Below are 7273 nucleotides of genomic sequence, written 5' to 3'. Positions count from 1 at the left end.
TTATCCGGCTCGGCTCACACCCCCGAAGAACCCGCTGGCCAGGGCCCGTCGGTCGACCTTGCGATTGGAATTCAGCGGGAGTTCGTCGACGTGGTGGTAATGTCTCGGCAGCGTCGCCGCCGGGAGAATGCGTTTGAGCTGGCGGGACAGCTCGGCCGGCGATGTCGGGACGCCGGTGTAGAAAACGACCAGTTCCAGCCCCCGCGCCGCCTGCCTGGCCACCGTGGCCGCCTCGACCACGCCCTCGCACGATCGCACCGCATGGTCGATCTCGGCCAGTTCCACCCGCACCCCCTGCACCTGGACCTGTGCGTCCAGCCTGCCGAGGTAGGCCAGGTCGCCGTTGCCGAGTCGACGGACCCGGTCGCCGGTCCGGTACCACCGACGCCCATCAATCTCGGCGAACCGGCCGTGGTCGTCAGCCGGGTCGAGGTAGCCGGCGGTCATCTGCGGCCCGGTCACGCACAGCTCGCCCTCGGTGTCAACGGGTTGACCGTCCTCACCCAGCAGCAGGTGCTCGTGCCCCTCGTGAATCGCCCCGATCGGCACGACACCGTTGACCGCCAGGCCGCGTGACCGCTCCGGCGACCACCTGTGCCGGGTCACCGTCACAGTCAGCTCGGTGGGACCGTACAGGTTCTCCACGACCGAACTCGGCGCGGCGGCCTGCCAGTCGGCGGTGTCATCACACGGCAGCGCCTCGCCGGCGAAGAAGCTCCACCGCAACGTGGGCAGGGCGCCTGGAGCCAATCCGCCCAGTCGGCGAACCAGCGAGATCGCGCTGGGCGTCGAGAACCAAATGGTCAGCCCGCGCTCCGCGGCGAACTCCGGCAGCACCCGGTAGGCGTGCGGCGGGACGACGTGCACGGCCGCTCCGGCGCCCCAAGCGCAGAACAGGTCGAACATCGCACAGTCGAAGTTGAGGTCGAAGGTCTGCGAGAACACGTCGGAGGCGGTGAAGTCGTAGCGCCGGTCGAGCAGGTCGAAGTAGGACAGCGCGCTCACCTGGCTGATCGGCACTCCCTTGGGCGAGCCGGTCGAGCCGGAGGTGAACAGGACATAGGCGATGTCGCCGGGGGGCAGCGGCTCGTGAAGTACCCCCGGGGCCAGCACCGGGACGCTCCCGCCGCCTCCCGGGGCCAGCACTGGCAGGTCCAGCCCCAGCTCTGCCAGGACAGCGGTGCCGCGACCGTCGGCGATCAGCGCGCGCACGCCGGCCGCCTCGATCATCCGCCCGGTCCGCGCCGCGGGGAACTCAGGGTTCAGCGGGACCACCGTCGCCCCCGCGTACAGGGCCGCCAGCAACCCCACGTACCCCTCGATCACCCTGCCTGCCAGCACCCCTACAACTGCCGGCTGTCCGACCGGGCCGTCCAGTAGTGAACCGGCCCAGCACAAAGCGGTTTCGTGCACCTGCGCATAACTCAGCGTTTCGCCTTCAGTGCGAATTGCCACGCCATGTGGCGACTCGGCCAACCCGCGCAAAAAACGCGAGTAAAGCGCCGGTCGAATATCCATTTGCTCCTCCGAGCCCAAATGGGGCGCAATGCTTTCTTCGCTGTGCAACAATGATTCCCCCTGAGTCACCTCGGGGTTCCAGAAAACCATCACGAATCGGAGCCGGCATGTTGGACAAGCAGTTTAATGAGATCCTGCACGGATACCTTCCGTTCCTCGGAACCGACGAGGAACTGTGCCCCGACACGAACCTGCGCGACCTCGGCCTGGACTCTCTGGCGACGGTGGAACTGATGGCCTCCCTCGAGGCCGCGTACGACGGGCGGTTCATCGAGGACGACCTGAATCTGGAGACCTTCACCTCGCCAGGTGTGTTGTGGGCCGCGGTCGAGCGGATGCGCACGCTCGCCTGAGCACCCTCGGCCCGCTCGTACCGATCGCCACGGGCGGGCCTGTCGGCTCAGGCGGCCATGCCGCGCCGTTGGGGACGCAACGCCAGCCGGGGATCGGCAGTAACGACCTCGAAGGCAGCGGTGGTGCAGTGGACCCGGCCGAACAGACTGTCCGATCCGCACACGTAAACCTTGTCAACGCCCCGTTCCCGCAAGGACTGCACGACCTGCGGCCAGTGAACCGCGCGCACGAATCCGTCCAGCAGCATGGCCCGCACCTCCGGGCCGGTGGTGAGCATCCTTCCGTCCTGGTCGGCCACCACCGGGATGGTGGGATCGGCGAAGGTCAGCACGTCGAGGATCTCGGCTTCGACCCGGTCCCGCAGAGCGGTGAACGCCTGCGAGTGCATCGGAGGGCGCATGACATAGAGCGGCAGCCCGCCGTGCGCGCGCACCCGCCGCTGGAACCACTCGAGCCGCCCCTCCCGCAAACACACCATGGTCAGGTCGTGGTCGATGTGGCAGGCGATGTCGTACCACTCGCCCTCCTCGTCCAGCTCCCGCAACAGCTCCGCCCGTATCAGCTCGGGTACGCGGGCAAACGACTGGACCACGATGTCGCGGTGCTCGACGGCAAAGTAGTCCTCCAACACGCGGGCCCAGCGCGAGGTCATCCGCACCGCGTCGGGGAAGGACAGCGCACCGGAGTACACCGCAGCCGCCTTGCCGCCGAAACTCGGCCCAGCGCATATCCCACCGCGCACGCCCTGGGTCTGTTCGACCCACTCGGCCAGCGCGAGGCTGTTGACCAGGAAGGCGAGTTGCGCGTACTCGCTGTAGTCGCCCGGAGTATCGCGGTAGCGATCGACCAAGCTGTAGCCGAGTGTCTCGTCGGCAGTACGCGTCAGCCTGCGGGCCTGGGGGTTGATCAACATGAACTTCGCCACGTCGGCGAAGCGCGTCGGCCCCATGCCCGGAAAAACGACGGCGGTGTCTGTTCCCAATGGACTGCTCCCTTAGACGGTCGAGCCGGCCAGGCTCCCCAGGTACTCGGTCATGACGGCAAGGAAACGCTCCGGCTCCTCCAAGTGCGGGAGATGGCTGGAGGACTCGAAGACCACCCACCGGTTGTCCGGGATCAGTTCGGCGAAGGGACGCACGGTCGCCGGGGTGGCCTCGTCGTGTCGTCCGGACAGGATCAGCGTGGGCACGGCGATGCCGGACAGACAGTCCTCCACCGACCAATCGCGTAGCGTGCCGATCACGTGGAACTCGCTGGGTCCGTTCATGGTGTAGTACACGGTGGGATCGTTGTAGATCTCCATGAACGAGGCCATGAAGTCGCGTGGCCACGGGTCCAGCCGGCAGACGTGCTTGGTGTAGAACTGCCGCATGGCCTCAAAGTACTCGTGGCCCTGGGTGTCCCCGGTCGCTTCGAGCCGCAGCAACGTGTCGTTCACGCCCCCCGGCAGATCCTCCCGCAGCACCTTCATCTCCCGCAGCCACAGCGGGTAGGACGCCGGCGAGTTGGCGACCACCAACCCCCGCAGTCCCTTGGGCTGTACCGATGCGTGCTTGGCGGCGAGCATTCCGCCCCACGACTGTCCGAACAAGACGTAGTCGTCGGCGATGCCCAACCGGGTCAGCAGGTTGTCCAGCTCCGCGAGGAACAGCTCCACGGTCCAGAAGTCCGCGCCCCGGTCCGTCAGATGGCTGGACCCGCCGTTGCCGAGCTGGTCGTAGTGCACCACCGGCCAGCCCTCCTCGGCCAACGCCGCCAAGTTCAGCAGGTAGTCGTGGGTGCTGCCTGGTCCGCCGTGGACCACGACAAGCGGCGGGCGCCCGGCGCCGAGGTCCCCGGTGACCCGGTACCACGTGCGATGCTCCCCGAAGGGCAGTGTTCCCTTGATGTTGGGAGGAAAAGATCGGTCTGGCACGTTCCCACGCTAGGTTCCCCTGGCATCCAGCTGAACCCCTAGCCGCCCCAGACCTGGGGTGAGGCGGCTAGGGGGTTCACCGCGTCAGCCCATGGCGGCGGCCCCCAAGCTGTCCAACCATTCCACGACCGCCTCGGCGGTGGTCGCGGCGTCCTGCTCCACGATGGTGAAGTGCGTACCGGGCACGACCCGTACCTCGTGCGCGGCATCCCATGACCTGGCCACCCAGTCCGACACCTGCCCGGACCCGGCCACGAAGGACGCACCTGCCCGCACAAACAGCACGGGCGTGGACAGCTTCCCCAGTTCGATGTCCGGCAGCAGGTCGACGTACCGGCTCATGGCGGAGAGCCGGACGCTATCGAACCCGCCCAGTGCCTCCTCCTTGGCCAGCAGGCCCAGCGCGAGCGCGTCAAGCACTCCGGACTCGCTCGACGCGCGCGCCTGGTAGGTGTCCAACAGCACAACCCCTGTCGGGCTCGTCCCTGTCCCAGCCTTCTCCAAGCGTTCGGCCACAGCATGTGCCAACACGCCCCCGGAGGAGTAACCGAGCAGCACGAACGGCTCGTCCTCGGCTGCCAGCAGCACCGACTCGGCAAGCACGGCGATCGCCGCCTCCGAGGTGATCGGGAGGGCTTCGCCGCGCGCGAAACCGGGCACCGGTACCGCTGACGTGTTCCGCCCGCCGAGCCGACTGATCAGACGCGCGTGCTGGTGGTTGCCACCAGTGACCATCGGAGTGTTGACGCAGATCAGGCGCGGCGCCCCGGGCCCGGTGGCCAATCGCACCGGCTGCGGCACGCGATCGAGCTCGGCGCGGCTCGCGAACTCCGGACGCAGATCGGCCACAGCCCGCAACAGAGCGAACCCCTTGGTCGCGCCCGCGGACTCCACCGCCGTGCGGAAGAGGGCACTCACGGTGTCGTCTGCCCGGTCGCCATGTGGCCGGCCAGTCGGGCTCGCAGCAAGTTCAGCGTCGAGGAGCCGGGCCAGCCCAACCGGTGTCTTGCTGTCGAACACGGCCATCACGGGCAGCCGCAGACCGGTGACGGTGTCGAGGCTGGTACGCAGTTCCATGGCGGCCAGCGAGTCGAAGCCGATCGCCAGGAATTCACGCTCGGGCTCGACCGCGTCTGGACCGCCGTGCCCGAGCACGGCCGCTGCATGCACCCGCACCAGCTCGACCAGCGCATCCTCGCGCTGACCACCAGTCAGCCCTGCCAACCGCCGCCGCAGCGCGCCCACGTCCACCGCTGCCTTACGTCGCACCGGGCCGCGCGCCAGTCCGGCGAACAGCGGCGGCAGCTCCGCGGCTTCCGCCAGGTCGAGCCTGACCGGTACCACGACTGGCTGCTCGTGCCCGACCGACCGGTCGAACAGCGCCAGTCCCTCGCGGGTCGACAACGCCAGCACCCCGCCCCGCGCCATCCTCCGGCGATCGATTTCGCCGAGGGACTGTGCCATTCCCTCCTGGTCCCACAAGCCCCAGGCCATCGACTGCGCCGGCAGGCCCAGCCCACGCCGGTGAACGGCCAGGGCATCAAGGAACGCATTCGCAGCCGCGTAGTTGCCCTGACCAGGTGCTCCGAACACCCCGGCTGCCGAGGAGAACAGCACGAACGCGGACAGGTCCAGCCCACGGGTCAGCTCATGCAGATTCCACGCCGCGTCCACCTTCGGACGCAGCACCCCGTCCAGACGCTCAGGAGTCAGAGCGGACAGAAGCCCGTCATCGAGTACGCCGGCCACGTGCACCACCCCGGTGAGCGGACGGTCGGTCGGCACCCGGGCCAGCAGTTCGGCGAGTGCCGCCCGGTCAGCAACGTCGCACGCGACGACATCCACCCGTGTGCCGGCTCCGGTCAGCTTCGCAACCAACTCGGTCGCACCGGGTGCGTCCGCGCCTCGCCGACTGGTCAGCAGCAGGCTATCCACGCCGTACTCGGTGACCAGGTGCTCGGCGACCAGAGCCCCGAGCGTTCCGGTCGCCCCAGTGACCAGGACGGTGCCGCCAGCACCGAACGCGCCGACCGGTTCGGCTGCCGCCGTGCGAACCAGGCGGGCGACGTACACCCCTCCCGCACGTACGACGAGTTGGGGCTCACCGGATGCCAGCACACCGGTGAGATCGGTGTCCGGTTCGCCATCGGTATCGACGAGGATGATCCGCCCGGGGTGCTCGGCCTGCGCAGACCGGATCAGACCCCAGACAGCAGCCCCGGCCAGGTTGTCACCTGCCTCCCCGGGCAGCGTGACCGCCTCCCGTGTGACCACCACAAGCCGGGAATCGGCGAACCGTTCGTCCGCCGCCCACGACTGGAGCACTGCCAGCACCCGGTGGGTCGCCGCGCGAGCCGCCTCAGCGTCCGTACCGGACTCGACCGGCAGCACCACGACATCCGGCACGGCGTCCCCGAGTTCGTCCCAGACTGACGCCGACACCGAATCGCCGGCCGGCACCGACACCGTGGACCACTCAACACGGAACAGGGCGTCGCTTCCGAATGCGGCCAGCTGTCCGACCGAGATCGGCCGCAGCGCCAGCGAATTCACCGACGCCACCGGCTTGCCTGCGCCGTCCGCCAACTCCAGCGCCACGGCCGCGTCTTCTGCCGGGCGCACCCGTACCCGTACCGTGGAGGAGCCTGCGGCGTGCAGGCGCACACCCGACCAGGCGAACGGGACCATGGTCTGGCCACTTTCACCGACGGTCAACGCGATCGCGTGCAGGGCGGCGTCCAGCAGCGCGGGGTGCAGACCGAACTCGTCAGCGTGTGCCCCCTCGGGCAGCGCTGCCTCGGCGAAGATCTCCTCGCCGGATCGCCAGGCGGCGCGCAACCCCTGGAACATCGGACCGTAGTTCAACCCGTTGGCGGCCATCGCCTCGTAGAACCCGTCGAGGTTCATCGGTGTCGCGTCCGTCGGCGGCCAGGTGGTCAGCTCGAAAGCCGCCGGTTCCGCCTCGGCGACCAGTACGCCGCTCGCATGTTCCGACCACTCCGCTCCCGGATGCTCCGGACGCGAATACACCCGCACCCGGCGCGCTCTGTCCTCCGGCTCCCCCACCACGACCCGCACCTGGACACCGCCATGCTCAGGCAGCACCAACGGCGCGCCGAGGGTGAGCTCGCCCAGTGCCCCGTAACCGACCTCGTCTGCGGCACGGGCGACCAGTTCCACCATTGCCGCGCCGGGCAGCACAACCGAACCGAGCACCACGTGTTCGGCCAGCCAAGGTTGCGTGCCCAGCGACAGCCGGCCGGTGAAGACCACACCGGCCGAATCCGGCAGCGACACCGCCACGCCCAGCAAGGGGTGCTCCACCCCGTCCAGACCGGCTGACTCGACATCGCTGTATCCCGGTATCCCTTCCAGCCAGTACTTGGTGTGCTGGAAGGCGTAGGTGGGCAGGTCGGTGTGTCGGGCGTGGCTGCCGGCGAAGTAGGCAGGCCAGTCCACCGGGACTCCGGCCGTGTAAGCACGACC

5 protein-coding genes are annotated in these 7273 nt (G+C 68.7%); 1 reads left to right on the top strand and 4 read right to left on the bottom strand.

Annotated elements, in window-relative coordinates:
* Positions 1 to 1518, bottom strand: a complete 1518-nt coding sequence (locus ACIPLC_RS28565) for an AMP-binding protein (protein ID WP_400475945.1) — start codon at positions 1516 to 1518, stop codon at positions 1 to 3.
* Positions 1519 to 1625: 107 nt separating this feature from the next.
* On the opposite strand from ACIPLC_RS28565, the gene ACIPLC_RS28560 reads away from it, so the two are divergent.
* A complete protein-coding gene (locus ACIPLC_RS28560) occupies positions 1626 to 1871 on the top strand; it encodes a phosphopantetheine-binding protein (RefSeq protein ID WP_400475891.1) in 246 nt (81 codons plus the stop codon).
* Between the two features lie 47 nt (positions 1872 to 1918).
* On the opposite strand, the gene ACIPLC_RS28555 is transcribed toward ACIPLC_RS28560, so the two are convergent.
* From ACIPLC_RS28555 to ACIPLC_RS28545, 3 genes are all read right to left on the bottom strand, one after another.
* Positions 1919 to 2854 (bottom strand): ACP S-malonyltransferase, encoded by a 936-nt coding sequence (locus tag ACIPLC_RS28555; RefSeq protein WP_400475890.1) that lies wholly within the window; start codon positions 2852 to 2854, stop codon positions 1919 to 1921.
* Positions 2855 to 2866: 12 nt separating this feature from the next.
* Positions 2867 to 3787: a proline iminopeptidase-family hydrolase gene (locus ACIPLC_RS28550; protein WP_400475889.1), complete on the bottom strand. Its 921-nt coding sequence runs from the start codon at positions 3785 to 3787 to the stop codon at positions 2867 to 2869.
* 84 nt (positions 3788 to 3871) lie between these two features.
* Entirely contained in the window at positions 3872 to 7246 is a 3375-nt protein-coding gene (locus ACIPLC_RS28545) for an SDR family NAD(P)-dependent oxidoreductase (protein ID WP_400475888.1), read from the bottom strand.
* Positions 7247 to 7273: the final 27 nt, after the last annotated feature.

Origin of the sequence: Kitasatospora sp. NPDC086801 (assembly GCF_044745805.1) — a bacterium.
GTDB lineage: Bacteria > Actinomycetota > Actinomycetes > Streptomycetales > Streptomycetaceae > Kitasatospora.
Note: the sequence above shows the minus strand (reverse complement) of the source record. Positions and strands in the feature narration are given on the sequence as shown.